The following is a 17,910-nucleotide window of genomic DNA, read 5'->3' as shown; positions in this document are numbered from 1 at the left end:
AGAAAGCGCCTATGGAAGGCGTTTTTCAATAAGCTCCATAAATTCTCCAACCTCTTCACTCTCGTTGTCCCACTCCGGGTATTCGGAAGTCAGATAGAGGGACGCAGATCTCTGATCTTCGCAGTTATCCAGATAGTCAATGGCACGGTTGTAAATTTCTTCGTCACCATAAAACAGCGTATTGATAAACATAAATCTTTGGTTGATGCTGATGTGTTTTCTCAGGCTTTCGATTTTCTGTTTACGATGACTTTCTGCAATTGTGGGTTTATGCTCTATTGAGTGTTTGTCATTAATTGTAGAAACAGTATTCTCTACGAATTCATTTATAGATTTTTCTTCAGGAGGTTGTTGTTTGGTACTGACAATATCATTTGTTTTGGAAGGTTCACCATAAATAATGGCTTCGGTAAGTGGAAGTACTCTTGAAAACACTTCAAGGTATTCGTCGGTATCCGCCGGGCTTTCCTGAATATTGTGGAATACCTCATTAAGCAGCTTTCCGGCTTTCTCTTCAGAGATTCTTTGATGACCTTGCTCTTCGATTTTACCTATAAGTGCCTGAAGTAAATTATTGTTGATCTTTACATACTTCGACATTCTTTTGAGTTCTTTGAGGGATAATTCCTGTGTTTCAGGAGCATGAATAAGATGCATGTAGTAATCATATGGAGAGAAAACTAGAAGTAAAGTGTCTCTGGTGGCTTGCTTTAGCAAAGGCATAAAGTGCTCTTTTGTTACAGAGATATGCCTTGAAAGAATATTCATAAACTCTTTTAATGCAGCTTTAGCTTCTGGAGCATTATAATTGAAGTACGGACTTTTGAGTTTGGTGACTTCCTTTGTCCATTCTGATAATAAATACTTGATTACGAATAAATTAATCTGCCTTATTTCCTGAAGCTCAAGTATCTCTTTCCCTGATATTGTTTCGTTATTATTAAAATGCTGAGAAGCTATAACTTCACAGAACCTGTTGCAATAGTCTTCGATTCCCTTACTATTAAGATTATTTTCCATACGTTTCAATTACCCTAATCAATTATCGTTTATACCTTTACCAGGCAAATACACCTATAAAGTTAGTAAATATGCCTAAAATCGTTGTCAAAAATCTCGATAACAAAATCATTTCAAGCAACGAAATGTCTGTGTCAATATTGAAAATGCTTCAGGATAATTTTATTGACTGGATGCATGCCTGCGGAGGTAAAGGCAGGTGTACAACCTGTAAGGCAATAATACTTGAAGGTGAAGAAAACCTTTCCCCCCTTACCGTACATGAGAAGCGCTTTGCAGAGATGAATGCTCTGAAAGCTAATGAAAGATTAACCTGCCAGTGCATTATAGAAAAAGGTGAGATCATAATAAAAGTACCTGAAACCAGTAAATTACCACACATGAAGTATTCAGATTGAAAATCAGTTCGGGAATGTCACCACTTTTGACCAACTTCCTATTTTTCAATGCCTAATCTTTACCTCTAACTTCCTGTTTCTAATATCAAAACCGGAGTCGTATATCTTAAGTCTCACATCTAATTACTATTTTTGAAGAATGTTTGTAGAGCCTAATTTTGGTAGAACCAAGAAGACAGGGTGGATTGAAGTGATCTGCGGATGTATGTTTTCCGGGAAGACCGAGGAGTTAATAAGAAGATTGAACCGGGCGCTTATCGCGAAGCAGAAGGTAGAGATTTTTAAACCTGCCGTTGATGTCAGGTATCATCAAAGTGATGTTGTATCCCATAATGAAAATGCCATAAGGTCTACACCTGTAGATTTTGCCGATGATATTATTCTCATGGCTGGTGACTGTGATGTGGTTGGGATCGATGAAGCTCAATTTTTTGATGAAGAGATAGTTGCAGTATGCAATAAGTTGGCAAACAGTGGTAAGCGTGTGATCGTGGCAGGCTTGGATATGGATTTTGAAGGTAAACCTTTTGGACCTATGCCCAACTTACTTGCGGTAGCAGAATTTGTTACTAAAGTGCATGCCATATGTGCCCGGTCGGGTGAGCTGGCATCTTTTTCTTTTAGGTTAACAGATGATCAGGGGAAAGTTCTGCTCGGTGAGAAACAAGAATACGAAGCCAGAAGTAGAAGAAGCTTCTTTGAAGGAATGAACGATCGTAAATCAAGCAAGTGAACAGACTAGCTATATTTATTTTCTGTTTTGTAACATGGCATTCGTCAATGGCCCAAAATGATATACCCATTGGTACTTGGCGTACACATTACTCTTATTACAATATAGAGCATGTTGTGGAGGCTGAAAACAGAATATTTTCCTCAGCGGAAAGCGGTCTTTTCTATTTTAATAAGGAAGACAACAGTATTTCAAAAATATCCAAGATAGATGGTTTACAGGCAGAGGATATTAGCTCACTTTATTTTGATAAAACTACCTCTCAATTGTTGATAGGATATAGTTCGGGTAATCTGGATGTAATCCGTGATAACCAAATTTTTAACCTTGATCTCATCTCTACTTCGCAAATTATTGGCTCAAAGAAGATAAATCACATTATAAGTTTCGGGTCATTTGCATATATGGCCACCGACTATGGTGTGCTAAAGTTTGATTTAAATAGACTTGAAGTATCAGAGACATACAGAGAGTTAGGTGCGGGAGCCCAACCTTTGAAGGTAAACCAAGCCACTGTTTGGAGTGATAGCCTTTTTCTTGCTACCGAGGAAGGAGTAATTGCCGCTAACTTAGTGAATGGAACAAATTTGTTGGACTATCAGAATTGGAAAAGATATGGTGCCGGAGATGGCATTCCCGAAGGTCCTGTAGAAATTGTGGTTTCGCTGAGCAATATGGTAATAGCGGGAATTGATGAAGATCAATTATACAAGTATCAAAGCGTATGGCAAGCAACAGGCTTATTGACAGGTGTTGGGTTTGATAATGCATCTACATATGATGGAGGTGCTTTAGTGATCTATGATGGAGCCGTGGTAAGTCTTACTTCACAGCTTCTGCAAACACCGCTTCAAAATGATCTATTTACTGCAGCTAATATGGCCATTGGCGATCAGGAGGGGAATCTCTGGGTCGCTGATGCTAAAAACGGATTAATTTCAGATTATGCAGGACAGTTTCAATCCTTTACTCTGAACGGGCCATACAAAAATGATATTTTTAGGTTTGGGCAGTTTAGTAATTCTATATATGCGTTCCCTGGTGGCTATAATCCTGGCATAACTCCATTGAATAATGAGGCAGGTTTTTATGTTTTTGATAGTTATGGCTGGCAAAGCTATAATACAGCTGGTGTTAATCGGGCTATTCCTGAGTTTAATGATATAGTAGACGGGGTATATCATGAAGCATCAAGCAGTTTGATCTTGGCCTCTGCAGGTTATGGGCTGCTAAAAATTACTGACAGTGGAGAAACTGCCATTATTGACGAGACCAATAGCCCTCTGAAAAATTTGGATCTTTTGGAGCGTCGGGTAATAGTTTCTGGTTTGGCAAAAGCCAATGAAGGGTTGTGGGTGCTTAATTATGGAGCAGCTTACCCACTACATTTTTTGGATAAGGGAGGGAACTGGTCGTCGCATGATTTCAATCTTACTGTAGCCCAGTATCCGATAAAAGTTATGATGGTGAATAATCAGGTATGGATGATTACAGATCCGTCTGTAGAGGGAGGTATACTGGTCTATGAACCTGAAAGTAAGATATATAGATTTCTGTCGGATGTTGTTAATAACGGAGGTTTGAAGGGAGATAAGGTGTATGACTTTGCTGTTGATAAGGAGGGATTGGTATGGGTAGGTACAAATAATGGTGTGTCAGTGTTTACATTACCTTCCGAAGTGCTGGAAGGGAACGTTGATGCTATAGAACCTATCTTTGAAAATGGGCTGCTCTTCAAAGATGAGGATGTGTTGAGTATTGAAGTTGATGGAGGAAATCGTAAATGGATTGGGACCACAAAAGGAGCATGGCTGTTTAATGATGCTGCTGATGAACAAATATTACATTTTGATCAAGGAAATAGTCCGCTTCCCGATAATCGGGTTTTTGATATAGAAATACACCCTAAGACAGGAGAAGTGTTTTTCGCTACCAGTAAAGGTATTGTGTCCTATAGAGGCACAGCTACTGAGGCCAGAGATGTACATTCTGATGTTAAGATATTCCCCAACCCTATAACAGAAGATTTTAATGGAACAGTAGGCATATCCGGGCTTGCGTCAGACGCTATCGTGAAGATTACAGACACCTCAGGCAAGCTGATCTGGCAAGAACAGGCAAATGGGGGTACTGCTACATGGAATGTTGCAGATTATAATGGTAATAGAGCCGCTTCAGGCATATACTTGGTGTTCAGTGCCTCTGAAGACGGGGAAGATACTTTTGTTGGTAAAATAGCAGTAGTAAACTGATGCTTCATAAAACCAGAGGTATTGTATTTAAATATTTTAAGTATCGGGACACCTCGATCATAGCCAAGGTGTTTACTGAAGAATTCGGGCTTCAAACTTATATTGTCAATGGTGTCAGAAGTAAGTCGTCAAAAGGGAAAATAGCCCTTTACCAACCCCTGACTTTATTGGAACTGGTAGTTTATTATAAAGAGTCGGCCGATATTAACAGAATTTCGGAAGTAAAATGTGGTAGCCCTTTCCAGACCATACCAACCGATATCAGAAAAACAGCCATTGCTATGTTTGTGGCAGAAGTCCTATATAAATGTGTCAAAGAGGAGGGAGATGTTCACGATGTTTTTGAATTTATATACCATTCCATTAAAATTCTGGATCATCTGGAAAGCGACTATCAGAACTTTCACCTTCAATTTATGCTCAAACTATCCAAATACCTGGGGTTTGGTATTGAAAGTTCAGACTTTCTGGATGTTTTTTATGCAGAGGAAGCTCAGTTAGCTAAAGAGTTGATGGATAATTCATATGAAGAGTCAGCTAAGCTCAATAATAGTTCCAGAAGGAAAATGCTTGATCATATTATTAAGTTCTTCCAAACCAATGTAGATTCCCTGAAGGAGATTAATTCAATTAAAGTACTTCAGGAGGTGCTCTGAAACCTCTTGATGAAATCTTGCTCATGTGATTATATGTTTATAATATTATGTATAATTTTAGTGTAATTGATGTGTAAAATCCCATTAGCCATGAGAAAAATTTTATTGTCAACGATTTTAATGTTTCTGTGTTTAGTTGTTCAGGCCCAGTCAGGCAGAAAGCTGTTATTCGAGAGTTCTAAATTTGTCTGGTGTGGTCTTGACTATTCCAATGTAAAGTGCATAGGGTCAGAAGGTTTTAATGAACCCTATGAGATTAAATATAAATATTTTAATGCCTGGAATCATCTAGTGCTTAACGAAGCTGATAAATATGACCTGCAAAAGGCTTATTATAAAGAGGGGCAAGTTACTGACCTGAGTGTAGTTGACCGGAGGAATGATATTCCTGAAGTGGATGAGTTGGTGATCAATGATAGCTATATGTTTGAAAAGGGCAAGATCCAGGAAATTATCAATGATTATGACCTAGAGAAAGCAGATCAAGGTTTAGGGTTAGTGTATGTGGTGGAATCTTTGAATAAATACAGGCAAAGTGCGGTTATTTATGTGGTTTTCTTTGATATTGCCAGCAAAGAAATACTTTGGGCTCGAAGCTATACTACCGAAGCCCGAGGTTTTGGATTCAGAAACTACTGGGCACGTACAATTTATAATACCATTAAAGCAAGTGGTGACGATTTTAAAATAGAGAAAAAGCGTTATAAAAAAGGGAAATAGGTGTCTGCCTGATTATTAACAAAAGATTTAATCCTCGGATCTTAATGTAGCCCGAGGATTTGTTTTAGGAGGAAACTATTTTGGCAAGATTACTAAGTGCACGGTCATGTTTTTTTACAAATGGGTTTTTGTTATCCCATACATAACCTGCTAGTACAGAGCATATCTGCTGTTTTATCTTTTCATTAGGGCTCTCGCTGAAGAATATTTTTTGTAGGTCTCCGGAATACCAGGCATTAACAAAAGTCTTGAAAACGTCTACACCACTGATAATATATTCAGAGTAGTCCTTTTCCCAATCAACGGCTTTTCCATCGAGCTGGTCGGTGACCAGTTCTGCTGCTAGTGCTCCCGACTCAGTAGCCAGAGTAACACCCGATGAGAAAATAGGGTCCACAAAACCCAAAGCATTGCCGGTTAACACATAGCCATTGCCGTAAAGTTTTTTTACTTCAGAAGAATATCCTGTGATGGTCCGTGGTTCAAACACCATTTCACAATCGGTAAACCGCTCTTGCAATGCAGGTATCTCTGCTATCCACTTTCTCATCTGTTCTTCCTTTGTGCCCTTATACCTATGGACGCCATCAGGAGAGCCAACAATGCCTATAGAAGAAGTGCCATCAGCAAAAGGAATTACCCAACCCCATATATCACACGTATAAACAATAATGATTATCCGCATTCTTTCTTTGTCACTAGTAACCTCTTTTGGTTTTACGTGGCAGAAAAAGGAACTGCGTTCAGGTAGTTTCGATGGTTCGTTAAGGTCTAATAATCGAGGAAGAACCCTTCCATATCCGCTTGAGTCTACAATATACCGTGCATGAATATTTGAGGTGTGGTTTTCTTTTTTTACTTGGGTTACAGAAGAGCCGTCCTCATTAAACCTTACAGCGGTTACCTCAGATTCATAGTCTAGGGCAATACCTCTTTTTATAACTTCTTCAGCGAGTATGTGATCGAAGCGGTCACGTTTTACCTGCCAGGTCCATGTCCAGCCGTCAGAAAACTGGCTGGAGAAATCAAAATCACAGACCTCATATTTGTCCGCAAACTTGGCGCCATACTTCTTTTGAAAACCTGCTTTTTCAATTGTATCAATGAACCCAGCCTTGTCAAAGTTATACATTGATCTTGGTAGTAAGCTTTCGCCTATTACGAAACGTGGAAATTTCTGTTTTTCTACAATTTTTACATTGAAACCATTTTTATGTAAGATAGCCGCGGCTACTGTACCTGAAGGGCCAGCCCCAATTACCAGTACATCAACTTTTTCCTCTGTTTCCAAATCATTCATTCCAGTAGTAATTTAATTCTAAAGGTCTTACCCAATCACAAAAAACTAATATAAAACTTTGTTTAATAATAGCTTAATAATTTGTTTTGTGATTCGTTGCGCAAATAAAATATTAGTTTACCAATTAGTTTTAAAAACTGTAAAAATTTAGTTCAGAGTGATGGTAAAAATAGGATTGGGGGCATTAACATTAGCAGATATAGAAAAAGCAGTTTTTGAAACAGGAAGAGTAGGTTTAACAGATGAGGCAAGAAAGGTCGTAAATGACAGCTACTCTTTTCTAAGTGAATTTTCAAAAAACAAGGTAATCTATGGGATCAATACAGGATTTGGTCCTATGGCGCAGTATAAAATAAGCGAGGAAGAGCAAAAGGATCTTCAATACAACCTGATCCGTAGCCACGCTTCAGGGCTGGGTAATATTCTCGATCCCATTTATGTAAAGGCCTCAATGCTGGCCAGGCTTAATACCCTGTCACTCGGGTATTCGGGGGTTAACATTTCAGCTATTCAGGTATTGATCGATTTGTTGAACCACCAAATATCGCCAGTTATTTTTGAACATGGAGGCGTTGGTGCCAGTGGAGACCTTGTGCAACTTGCACATCTGGCTTTAGTAATGATTGGAGAAGGAGAGGTGGTTTATAATAAGCAAAGAAGACCAACACAAGAAGTGTTTTTTGAGTTGGGTGTCCAACCCATGTCTATAAAGTTGAGAGAAGGGCTTGCCGTAATGAATGGTACCAGTGTAATGACAGGTATTGGTATTATCAATGCCATATACGCGCAGCGGGCTATTGAGTGGTCAGTGGGTATATCAGCTATGATATGCGAAATGGTAGATTCCTATGACGATTATTTTTCAGCCGAACTGAACAGGACAAAGAAACATTCAGGGCAGCAACATATTGCAAAGCTGATGCGTGAAGGTATGGCTGATAGCAAATATATCAGGAAGCGAGAGAAGCAACTTTACAATAATCATATAGAAGAGGATATCATTAGCAATAAAGTTCAGGAGTACTATTCATTAAGATGTGTACCTCAAATACTGGGAGCTATATATGAAACCATTGTGGAGGCACAAAAACTGCTGGTGGAAGAAATAAATTCTGCCAATGATAACCCTATTGTTGATGCTGAAAATGGCAATGTATTTCATGGGGGTAATTTTCATGGAGACTACGTGTCGTTTGAGATGGACAAGCTAAAAATAGCTGTCGCTAAACTTTCAATGCTGGCAGAAAGGCAATTGAATTTTCTGATGAACCCTCAATTAAACGGGGTGTTAAGCCCGTTTGTGAATTTAGGGAAGCTCGGATTCAACTTTGGTATGCAAGGGGTACAGTTTACTGCTACCTCAACTACCGCTGAGAATCAAATGCTATCTAACCCAATGTATATTCACAGTATACCCAATAATAATGATAATCAGGATATCGTAAGTATGGGCACAAATGCTGCAACATGTGCCAAAAAAGTTATTGAAAATACATTTGAGGTATTAACTATTGAAGTGATTTCTATTGTGCAGGCATTGGATTATCTGAAAAAGACGGAAGGCTTGTCTTCCCAAAGCAGGAGAATTTATGAAAGTATAAGAGAGATGGTGCCTGAGTTTAGCGGTGACTACCCCATTTATAATGACCTGAAAAAAGTGAAGAAATTCATGATGGAAAATTCTTTACTGAAGGTTTAATACATTTATTGGAAGTGAAAAATTATATGAATAAATTGCAAATCGTTTAAAAAAGACGATTTAGAATTAAACACGTCTATGAAATATGCATTGGTTACGGGAGGTTCCCGTGGTATTGGCAAAGCAATTTGCATTCAGCTAGCAAAGCAAGGTTATAATATTTTAATAAACTATGCCTCCAACAAATCGGCCGCAGAAGAAGTGAAAGCTGCAGTGGAACAGGAGGGGCAAGCAGCTGAGCTTTTACCTTTTAATGTGGCCAACAGGGAAGAAACTAACCAGGTGCTTGGAGAATGGAAAAAGACCAACGTAGAAAAAAAAATTGAAGTGCTGGTTAATAATGCCGGTATTAAGAAAGATAACCTCATGATGTGGATGAAAGATGAGGAGTGGGATGACGTAGTGGATGTCAGCTTGGGAGGTTTTTATAATGTTACTAAAAGCGTGTTGCAGGACATGGTCAAGGCCAAAAATGGAAGGATCATCAATGTAGTTTCGCTTTCCGGCTTAAAGGGGTTGCCGGGGCAGACAAATTATTCGGCTGCAAAAGCAGCCGTAATAGGTGCAACAAAGGCTCTGGCTCAGGAAGTTGCCAGAAGAAACATTACTGTAAATGCCGTGGCACCTGGCTTTATAAAGACAGAGATGACAGAGAGTATCGACGAGAAGGAATACAAATCTATAATTCCTATGCGTCGGTTTGGAACAGCGGAGGAAGTAGCCAAAGTAGTAGGTTTTTTAGCATCAGATGCCTCCTCATACATTACAGGAGAAACAATTTCAATTAATGGAGGTCTGTATTAAACAGATTCAGTTTAAATGAACAGGGTAGTTATTACCGGTATAGGTATTTATTCGTGTATAGGAAGAAACCTCGAAGAGGTTAAGGATTCTTTGTATCATGGCAAGTCGGGTATAGGTTTAGATTCCGAGCGTAAAAATTTAGGGTTCAGGTCTTCTTTGACAGGTATTGTGGAAAGACCGGTGTTGAAGGCCATGCTTAACCGCAGGCAACGCATAGGTCTTGCGGAGCAAGGAGAATATGCTTACATGGCTACTATAGAGGCTATGAAGCTTGCCAATATGGACGAAGAGTATTTGGCAAATGAAAACGTAGGGATCATCTACGGAAATGACAGCTCAGCAAAACCATGTATAGAAGCAGTCGATACATTACGAATAAAAAAGGATACAGCCTTAATTGGTAGTGGTTCCATCTTCCAGTCTATGAATAGTACGGTGACTATGAATCTGGCTACCATTTTTAAATTGAAAGGGATAAATTTCACTGTCAGTGCTGCATGTGCCAGTGGCTCTCATGCCATTGGGCTGGGCTATATGATGGTGAAAAGTGGCATGCAGGATAAAGTAATATGCGGAGGAGCACAGGAAGTGAATTATCATTCCATGGGTAGTTTTGATGGGTTAGGTACTTTTTCAATCCAGGAAGCAAATCCATCTGCTTCATCAAGGCCGTTTGATAAAAAAAGAGATGGATTGGTGCCTAGTGGAGGTGCGGCCACAATAATTATAGAAAGCCTTGAGTCGGCGAAGAAAAGAGGAGCAAACATTTTGGGTGAGGTTATTGGGTATGGGTTTTCTTCCAACGGAGATCATATTTCTCACCCTAATATAGATGGCCCGGCTCGTTCGCTTGAGATGGCCCTAGAACAGGCTAAAGTAAGGGCAGCTGAAATTGCATATATAAATGCCCATGCTACATCTACCTTGGCAGGTGACCTAAATGAAGGAAAAGCAATACTGAAAGTTTTTGGAGAGAAGCAGCCCTATCTCAGCTCAACGAAGTCTATGACAGGTCATGAAATGTGGATGGCTGGGGCCAGTGAAATTGTGTACTCTTTGCTCATGATGCAAAATGGTTTTATTGCTCCAAACATCAATCTTGAGGATCCTGAGGATGAACTAAAAGATTTAAACTTTGCTTTTGATGTTGTAGAAAAGGATTTTGATTTATTTTTGTCGAATTCTTTCGGGTTTGGGGGTACAAATTCAAGCCTGGTCATCAAAAAATTTGACTAAATATTTTACAAAACGGAGATGAATAGAGACGAGATCATTGAGAAAATAAATGGATTCCTGGTGGATGAGTTTGAAGTTGAACCTGAGGTAATCGAGCCTGAAGCCAATTTGAAAGAGACACTGGACCTCGATAGTCTTGACTATGTTGATCTTGTGGTGGAGATTGAAAGTAACTTTGGTTTTAAGGTAAATCCGGAGGATTTTGTTGGTATTAATACTTTTCAGGATTTCTACGAATACGTAATTCAGAAAGCCGAGGCAGTGTAATGTCGTCTTGGAAGGGCAAAACACGTGGTGGCCTTCTGGGTTATCAAATTTTCATTTATATTCTTAAAAAGTCGGGAGTAGGTGCAGCATATGTTCTTTTAAGAATAGTGGCATGTTACTATGTTATCTTTGCTCCGAGATCAACTTCTGCTATTTATCGCTATTTTAGGGATATAGTTGGCCTCGCCAGAGTACAGGCATCTTTGTCCGTTTATAAGAGCTATTATATTTTTGGACAGACCCTGATCGATAAAGTGGCCATTGGCTCTGGTAAATCAGAAGAGTTCAACTATACTTTTGATGGTGTAGAGCACCTCAGAACATTGAAGGAAACTGGGGGTGTGGTGATTAGTGCGCATCTCGGAAACTGGGAAATAGCAGGGTTTTTACTGGATAAGATCAAGCTTAAAACCAATATCTTGATTTATGAGGCCGAGCATGAGAAGATAAAGAACTTTCTAGACCAGGTAATGAAAGATAGGAATGTGAACATTATCGCTATTAAAAACGACCTGTCACATATCTTCAAGATCAATGCAGCTTTAAAAAATAAAGAGGTTATTTGCATGCACGGGGATAGGTTCACCTCTGGCGGTAGAGTAGCCCAAAAGGAATTCATGGGGAAAAATGCCTTTTTCCCGTTGGGGCCCTTTACCATTGCAACAAAGCTTAAGGTGCCTTTCTCGTTTGCTTATGCCGTGCGTGGTAAAGGTAAAACATATCACCTTTCTGCTACCCCAATTCGTCAGGCAAACTCCAGTGCTGAGGAGTTACTGGAGCAGTATGTGACACATTTGGAAGGGAAATTAAAGCAGTCTCCTATGCAGTGGTTTAACTATTACGACTTTTGGAGTGAAGATGTAAAAGGAGCTGAGGTTGAATAATTGAAGAGTTCAGTAAACTTCTAATTCAAGGGCCTGATATGTGTTAGGCTTGGTTAAGATTTAAAAATATGACTGTACTGGAAGAAGGAAACGAGTTATTAAAGTATATACCTCAGCGACACCCTTTTGTAATGGTTTCTTCACTTCACAGCCATGGCGAAAAGTCTGTGGTCTCTGGGTTAAAGGTATCCAATGATAATTTGCTGGTTAATGAGGGGCAATTGCAGGAAGCGGGACTCGTTGAGAACATGGCTCAAACAGCAGCATTATTTGCGGGCATTCAGGCCCATTTATCTCGGAAAGAAGCGCCGGTAGGTTTTATAGCTTCTGTTAAAGGACTAAAAATCCACAAACTGCCATTGGTAGGGGATAACATCAATACCTCAGTGGAGATTGTGAATGAAGTGATGAACATGCAAATAGCTATGGCGCGTGTTTATGATGAAAGTGAAAATACCATAGCTGAATGCGAGCTGAGAATTTTTATTAAACCGGAAGAAGATCAGGATTAATGCTAAAGGATATAACTCAAATAAGAGTAAGATTTAATGAGATAGATAGTATGGGTATCCTCTGGCATGGTCATTACATAAAGTATTTTGAAGATGGCCGTGAAAGCTTCGGGAGAGCCTACAATCTGGGTTATTTGGATGTGTATGATGATCATGGTTTTCTGATACCTATTGTGAAAATAGATTGTAACTACAAAAAACCGGTAAAATACAACGATCCGGTAATGCTTGAGACAACCTTTATAGATTCACCGGCAGCAAAGATTATTTTCGAGTATAGACTTTATCATGCAGACAGTAATGAGGTCTATGCTACAGGAAGGTCAGAGCAGGTTTTTTTAACTAAACAGCATGAGTTGCACCTTACTGTTCCTGATTTCTTTCAGAATTGGAAGGAGCATTGGGACGTACAAGGCGTGAAGTAACTATGGAAATATATTCAGTTGCGGATAATATAACCAGCCCCTTGGGTTTAGATACAGCATCAAATCATGCTGCATGTCGAAAGGGTGTTTCTGGTATTGATAAAATCCATAGCAGTGTTTATTACCCCGAGCCATTTTATGGAGCGGTTCTCAAGCAAGATCTCAAGAAGGCATTGAGTGGTTCTTCGGAGAGTAGTTACACATTTCTTGAACAACTGTTCATTCACTCCATTTCCGATGCATTGAGTCACACTTCTGGCCTTAATAAACAACGAACATTACTGGTACTGTCCTCTACAAAAGGTAATATAGATCTATTGGCAAAGGATTATAAAGGAACAATTAGTAAGAAGCGCATAGAGATGGAGGTAATGGCTAATGCCATCGCGGCACATTTTGACCTGCTACATCCACCAGTTGTCGTTTCAAATGCATGTATTTCAGGGCTTTCGGCAGTGTTAACTGCCAAAAGGTTGATTGAGGTAGGTCTGTATGATCATGCTATTGTTACCGGGGGCGATATCTTGAGTGAATTCGTGGTCAGTGGCTTTCAATGCCTCAAAGCTATAAGTGATGAACCATGCAGACCATATGATGCTGATAGAAAGGGGGTTTCTTTGGGAGAGGGGTGTGGAACAATGATTATAACCCGGAATAAATCTCTTGCTAAAAATCCAAGGGAGCTCGTCAGGGTTTTATCAGGATCGCAGTCCAATGATGCCAACCATATTTCAGGCCCCTCAAGAACCGGGGAGGGTTTGAAGCTGGTAGTGAAACGAGCACTACAGCATGCCGGGATATCAGTTGAAGACCTCGCTTACATTAATGCACATGGTACGGCAACCATGTTTAATGATGAAATGGAAGCCATTGCTTTTGATGCTATAGGTTTAGGTAGTACACCTTTGAATAGTTTAAAAGGTTATTTTGGACATACTTTAGGTGCTGCTGGAGTAATTGAGTCAATCATAACCATAAAGCAGATGAAGGCTGGAGAACTCATCCCTTCAATAAGGTTTCAAAACATGGGTACTACAAAGCCCCTCAATATAGTAAGGTCAATAAAAACTATTAGTGCATGTGAGTATGCCCTAAAAACCACCTCTGGTTTCGGAGGGTGTAATGCAGCAGTAGTTTATAAAAATGTTTAGTGAATATTAGATGAAACTTCATATACAAGCTCATAGCAGAATTACCCCAATCTCAGCATACGCTCATGGCGAGCTTGTTTTGAATAATAAGGAAAACCTGACATTTAACCTTTTTGGAAAGGAATTATACAGGTATTTAACAGTGCAATATCCCAAGTTCTTTAAAATGGACGAGCTGTGTCAGCTTGCATTTTTAGGAACTGAGCTACTTACCAGCCATATTGATCATTGGGATGGGGAAAAGGTGGCAATTGTTTTGGGAAATAAGTCTTCGTCACTAAGCTCAGATAAGAGGCATTATGACTCAATCGCTGATAAAAATAATTACTTTCCGAGCCCTGCAGTCTTTGTCTATACCCTGCCTAATATCATGCTTGGAGAGCTTTGTATCCGTCATAAAATTACAGGAGAAAATACCTGCTTTCTTATGGAAAAATTAGATGCAGAGTTTATGCATACTTATGTGAAGCACCTTTTTGAAGTAGAACTTTATCAATATTGTATCACTGGTTTTGTTGATTATTCTGATAATGATTACGTTGCGGAGCTTTATCTTGTAAGTAGTCAAAATGATACTGATACCCCATTATCCCAAAACTTTGATAAAAATTTCAATCAAATTATATTCTAATTAAATGGAAGAACTTAAAGATAATCTGAAGGCAGCTATAATAGAAGCGTTGAATTTGGAAGATGTAAATGCAGCAGATATTGACAACGATGAACCGTTGTTTGGAGGTGGACTGGGACTCGATTCTATTGATGCTCTGGAATTGATTGTGTTGCTTGAGAAAAACTATGGATTGAAAATTGAAAACCCTGAAGAGGGAAGGGAGATTTTTCAATCTATAAATACAATAGCAGCTTTTATTGAAAGGAATAAAAAGTAGTGACGTGCAGCCAAAGGTCTATGTCAGTGGATACGGTATAGTTTCGTCCTTGGGGATAGGTGCAGATAGTAATTTTACTGCTCTGAGATCTTCCGAGAGTGGCATAAGTAATCCTTCACTTCTAGGCACTATTCATCAGGATATGCCTGTGGGGGAACTGAAGGTCTCGAACGCTGAACTGGCCGAGCTGGTTGGCTTACAAGGTTTGATCACATCACGTACAACTTTGCTAGCTATATTAGCAGCCCAAGAAGCAGTGGAGACGGCTGGTTTAACACCCAAAATTTTGGATAATACTGCACTTATCAATGGAACGAGTGTTGGAGGAATGGATATTTCAGAGTGGGCCTACCAGGATGTGCTGAGGGAGAAAGAAGTGGATTACATACCTTCATTTCAAGGGCATGATTGTGGTTATTCCACAATGAAAGTTGCTAATAAACTAGGTCTGAAGGGGATATTGCAAACTATAAGTACGGCTTGTTCATCTTCAGCCAATGCAATTATGAATGCTGGGAGAGTGATAAAATCAGGCATGGCAGATTGTGTAATTGCTGGAGGTACGGATGCTCTTTCTCTGTTTACACTGAATGGATTTAATTCTCTAAAAATACTTGATCAAGCTTACTGCAAGCCGTTTGATGAGGAGCGTCAAGGCCTTAACCTTGGTGAAGGAGCGGCGTTTCTTGTTTTGGAATCAGAGCAATCACTGAATAAAAGAAAAGGTACTGCTCTGGCTGAACTTGTAGGGTATGGCAATGCCAATGACACCTACCATCAGACAGCTTCCTCACCAGAGGGAAAAGGAGCTTTAATGGCAATGAAAAAGGCGCTGAGCATATCAGGTGTGCCTCCAGAAAAGATTGACTATATAAATGCGCATGGTACAGGCACAGCTAATAATGATCTATCAGAGAGCCGTGCGATAAAAGAGGTCTTTGGGGCAGAGGTTCCTTCATATAGTTCAACCAAGGCTTATACCGGTCACACGTTGGGTGCAGCAGGAGCTATTGAAGCTGTATTTTCCATATTGGCCATTCAACACCAAATGATATTCCCCAACCTGAATTTTTCCAGGTCAATGGAGGTGATCAAATCGCCAGTGACTTCCTTGACTCCTATGAAAGTACAACATGTGCTTTCTAACTCGTTTGGGTTTGGAGGCAACTGTTCATCGCTTATTTTTGCAGACATTTCATAATGAAGGTATACATCACAGCATCGTCAGCTATTACGCCGCAGAATACTTTTGATTCGGAAAAGTACCTGGATGTCTGGCAATCATCAGATCTTCCCTATCAACTAGCGATAGAGCCTGACTATAAAAGTGTAATTGATCCGAAGTTGGCACGACGCATGAGTAGGATTATAAAAATGAGTGTAGCAACCGGAAACAAGGTGCTTGCTGAAGCAGATATAGGACAACCGGATGCAATAGTTGTGGGCACTGGTCTGGGGTGTATAAAGGATACGGAAAAATTTCTAAGGGAAATAATTAATGAGGAGGAGGGACTGTTATCTCCTACTGCTTTTATTCAATCCACTCACAATACAATCGCTGGTCAGTTGGCATTAATGCTGCAATGTTCCGAAGATAATTTCACCTATGTAAATAGAGGACATTCTTTTGAAAACGCTCTTGCCGATGCCATGATGCGCATTTATGAAGGTGCTGACCATGTACTACTTGGTGGTACGGATGAAATGACATCGGAGGTACATAATATCCTGACCCACATGAATTGTGGTGGAAACACTCTATTGGGTGAGGGAGCGTGTTTTTTTATGATTTCAAATACTAAAATAGATGGTGCTGTTTGTATTGAAGGTTTAGATACCGTCAATTATATAACTACGCAACAGATCACTGAAAGAGTAAAAAGCTTTTTAAGGCGCAATAACGTTGATACCAATGAAGTGGATGCATTGATACTTGGTATAGGAGAAGGGTTGGGAGATCCATATTATAAAGAGATAATACAGATGTTTACCCCAGATATACCTGTGATAAATTTCAAAGAAGTAACAGGGGAATATTTTACTGCTTCTGCATATGCCTTTAACGTGGGGTCTGAAATGCTTCGTAAGCAATGTATTTTTCCCAAGATCCTAATTTCTGGAAATAATACCAGTGGCTTAACAAAAGTATTGATCTACAATCACTATCAAGGAGTGAATCATACCATATCCCTGTTATCCCTATGACACGCTTTGTGATAGTACGGAATGTGTTCTTAGTAATTATGTCAGGCGTAGTTTTGCTGGACTATTTCAGTTTCGTCCATTGGATTGTCTACGTGCTGGCGGTTCTTGTATTTGTTTCCTTTTTAGTTATAGGCTCTTCTGTAATGAAGTATAATGTATTTTTATCCGCCTATACTTTTCCTGAGAATACTGAAAATAAAATAGCAATTACCTTTGATGACGGCCCTCACTTGTTTACTGAAAGCGTACTGGATATATTAAGCAAGTATAAATCAAAAGCATCATTTTTTTTGATTGGCAAGAATATAGAAGAATATCCGGCAATAGCGCAAAGAATAGTTGATGAGGGGCATGTGGTTGGCAATCATTCATACTCTCATCACTCACTCTTTTCTCTTTTCAGAAAAAAGCGAATTGCCGATGAAATAAGAAAGACAAATAGGTTGATCACAGATATCACAGGTAAAACAGTAAATTGTTTCAGACCACCCTACGGAGTAACCAATCCTGCAATTGCTGCTGCAGTAAAAACGACACATATGCAGGTAATTGGGTGGAATTTGCGTTCTTTTGATACAGCGGTTAAGAATCCTGAAAAAGTAACCGCACGGGTAATTTCGAAATTAAAGGCGGGGTCAGTCATATTGCTCCATGATAACAGAGAGCAAACGGCTCAAATTTTGGAAGCAATTTTGCTTCATGCCAGGGAGAAGAATTATACATGCGTCACTATCGACGAAATATTTAAACTTAATTGA

20 protein-coding genes are annotated in these 17,910 nt (G+C 39.5%); 18 read left to right on the top strand and 2 right to left on the bottom strand.

Annotated features, from left to right (window positions below; translation table 11 throughout):
- Positions 1-9: 9 nt before the first annotated feature.
- On the bottom strand, positions 10-1,020 hold the full coding sequence (locus JMN32_RS09475) for a hypothetical protein (protein ID WP_202856076.1): 1,011 nt from the start codon (positions 1,018-1,020) through the stop codon (positions 10-12).
- Positions 1,021-1,091: 71 nt separating this feature from the next.
- Here JMN32_RS09475 and JMN32_RS09470 point away from each other — a divergent pair, with 71 nt between their 5' ends.
- The 5 genes from JMN32_RS09470 to JMN32_RS09450 all read left to right on the top strand — a co-directional run bounded on the left by JMN32_RS09470 (position 1,092) and on the right by JMN32_RS09450 (position 5,779).
- On the top strand, positions 1,092-1,418 hold the full coding sequence (locus JMN32_RS09470) for a 2Fe-2S iron-sulfur cluster-binding protein (RefSeq protein WP_202856075.1): 327 nt from the start codon (positions 1,092-1,094) through the stop codon (positions 1,416-1,418).
- A 139-nt stretch (positions 1,419-1,557) separates the two neighbouring features.
- The gene (locus tag JMN32_RS09465; protein ID WP_202856074.1) at positions 1,558-2,151 is read left to right on the top strand and encodes a thymidine kinase; all 594 of its coding nucleotides are present in this window, start codon (positions 1,558-1,560) and stop codon (positions 2,149-2,151) included.
- Positions 2,148-4,403, top strand: a complete 2,256-nt coding sequence (porZ, locus tag JMN32_RS27630; protein ID WP_202856073.1) for a type IX secretion system anionic LPS delivery protein PorZ — start codon at positions 2,148-2,150, stop codon at positions 4,401-4,403. The genes JMN32_RS09465 and porZ overlap by 4 nt, the downstream gene beginning before the upstream one ends.
- Positions 4,403-5,059: a DNA repair protein RecO gene (gene recO, locus JMN32_RS09455; RefSeq protein WP_202856072.1), complete on the top strand. Its 657-nt coding sequence runs from the start codon at positions 4,403-4,405 to the stop codon at positions 5,057-5,059. The genes porZ and recO overlap by 1 nt, the downstream gene beginning before the upstream one ends.
- Before the next feature lie 90 nt (positions 5,060-5,149).
- Complete coding sequence (locus tag JMN32_RS09450; RefSeq protein WP_202856071.1) at positions 5,150-5,779, top strand: hypothetical protein; 630 nt, start codon at positions 5,150-5,152, stop codon at positions 5,777-5,779.
- 64 nt (positions 5,780-5,843) lie between these two features.
- On the opposite strand, the gene JMN32_RS09445 is transcribed toward JMN32_RS09450, so the two are convergent.
- Entirely contained in the window at positions 5,844-7,079 is a 1,236-nt protein-coding gene (locus JMN32_RS09445) for an NAD(P)/FAD-dependent oxidoreductase (protein WP_202856070.1), read from the bottom strand.
- A gap of 160 nt (positions 7,080-7,239) precedes the next feature.
- Here JMN32_RS09445 and JMN32_RS09440 point away from each other — a divergent pair, with 160 nt between their 5' ends.
- From JMN32_RS09440 to JMN32_RS09380, 13 genes are all read left to right on the top strand, one after another.
- A complete protein-coding gene (locus JMN32_RS09440; RefSeq protein WP_202856069.1) occupies positions 7,240-8,778 on the top strand; it encodes an HAL/PAL/TAL family ammonia-lyase in 1,539 nt (512 codons plus the stop codon).
- A gap of 78 nt (positions 8,779-8,856) precedes the next feature.
- A complete protein-coding gene (fabG, locus tag JMN32_RS09435) occupies positions 8,857-9,582 on the top strand; it encodes a 3-oxoacyl-[acyl-carrier-protein] reductase (protein WP_202856068.1) in 726 nt (241 codons plus the stop codon).
- A gap of 15 nt (positions 9,583-9,597) precedes the next feature.
- Entirely contained in the window at positions 9,598-10,818 is a 1,221-nt protein-coding gene (locus tag JMN32_RS09430; protein WP_202856067.1) for a beta-ketoacyl-[acyl-carrier-protein] synthase family protein, read from the top strand.
- Between the two features lie 18 nt (positions 10,819-10,836).
- Complete coding sequence (locus JMN32_RS09425) at positions 10,837-11,085, top strand: acyl carrier protein (protein WP_202856066.1); 249 nt, start codon at positions 10,837-10,839, stop codon at positions 11,083-11,085.
- On the top strand, positions 11,085-11,969 hold the full coding sequence (locus JMN32_RS09420; protein WP_202856065.1) for an LpxL/LpxP family acyltransferase: 885 nt from the start codon (positions 11,085-11,087) through the stop codon (positions 11,967-11,969). Before JMN32_RS09425 ends, JMN32_RS09420 begins: the two co-directional genes overlap by 1 nt.
- 68 nt (positions 11,970-12,037) lie before the next feature.
- Positions 12,038-12,481 (top strand): hypothetical protein, encoded by a 444-nt coding sequence (locus tag JMN32_RS09415; RefSeq protein ID WP_202856064.1) that lies wholly within the window; start codon positions 12,038-12,040, stop codon positions 12,479-12,481.
- A complete protein-coding gene (locus JMN32_RS09410) occupies positions 12,481-12,906 on the top strand; it encodes an acyl-CoA thioesterase (RefSeq protein ID WP_202856063.1) in 426 nt (141 codons plus the stop codon). The genes JMN32_RS09415 and JMN32_RS09410 overlap by 1 nt, the downstream gene beginning before the upstream one ends.
- Positions 12,907-12,908: 2 nt before the next feature.
- Complete coding sequence (locus tag JMN32_RS09405) at positions 12,909-14,057, top strand: beta-ketoacyl synthase N-terminal-like domain-containing protein (RefSeq protein WP_202856062.1); 1,149 nt, start codon at positions 12,909-12,911, stop codon at positions 14,055-14,057.
- A 10-nt stretch (positions 14,058-14,067) separates the two neighbouring features.
- Positions 14,068-14,688, top strand: a complete 621-nt coding sequence (locus tag JMN32_RS09400) for a beta-ketoacyl-[acyl-carrier-protein] synthase family protein (protein ID WP_202856061.1) — start codon at positions 14,068-14,070, stop codon at positions 14,686-14,688.
- 4 nt (positions 14,689-14,692) lie between these two features.
- Complete coding sequence (locus JMN32_RS09395) at positions 14,693-14,947, top strand: phosphopantetheine-binding protein (RefSeq protein WP_202856060.1); 255 nt, start codon at positions 14,693-14,695, stop codon at positions 14,945-14,947.
- Positions 14,928-16,148, top strand: a complete 1,221-nt coding sequence (locus tag JMN32_RS09390) for a beta-ketoacyl-[acyl-carrier-protein] synthase family protein (RefSeq protein ID WP_238354409.1) — start codon at positions 14,928-14,930, stop codon at positions 16,146-16,148. The genes JMN32_RS09395 and JMN32_RS09390 overlap by 20 nt, the downstream gene beginning before the upstream one ends.
- Positions 16,148-17,152: a beta-ketoacyl synthase chain length factor gene (locus JMN32_RS09385; protein ID WP_202856059.1), complete on the top strand. Its 1,005-nt coding sequence runs from the start codon at positions 16,148-16,150 to the stop codon at positions 17,150-17,152. Before JMN32_RS09390 ends, JMN32_RS09385 begins: the two co-directional genes overlap by 1 nt.
- Entirely contained in the window at positions 17,149-17,910 is a 762-nt protein-coding gene (locus JMN32_RS09380; protein ID WP_202856058.1) for a polysaccharide deacetylase family protein, read from the top strand. The genes JMN32_RS09385 and JMN32_RS09380 overlap by 4 nt, the downstream gene beginning before the upstream one ends.

The organism is Fulvivirga marina, assembly GCF_016775155.1.
Taxonomy (GTDB): Bacteria; Bacteroidota; Bacteroidia; order Cytophagales; family Cyclobacteriaceae; genus Fulvivirga; species Fulvivirga marina.
The sequence above is the reverse complement of the archived record's forward strand: the minus strand, read 5'-3'. Positions and strand labels throughout refer to the sequence as shown.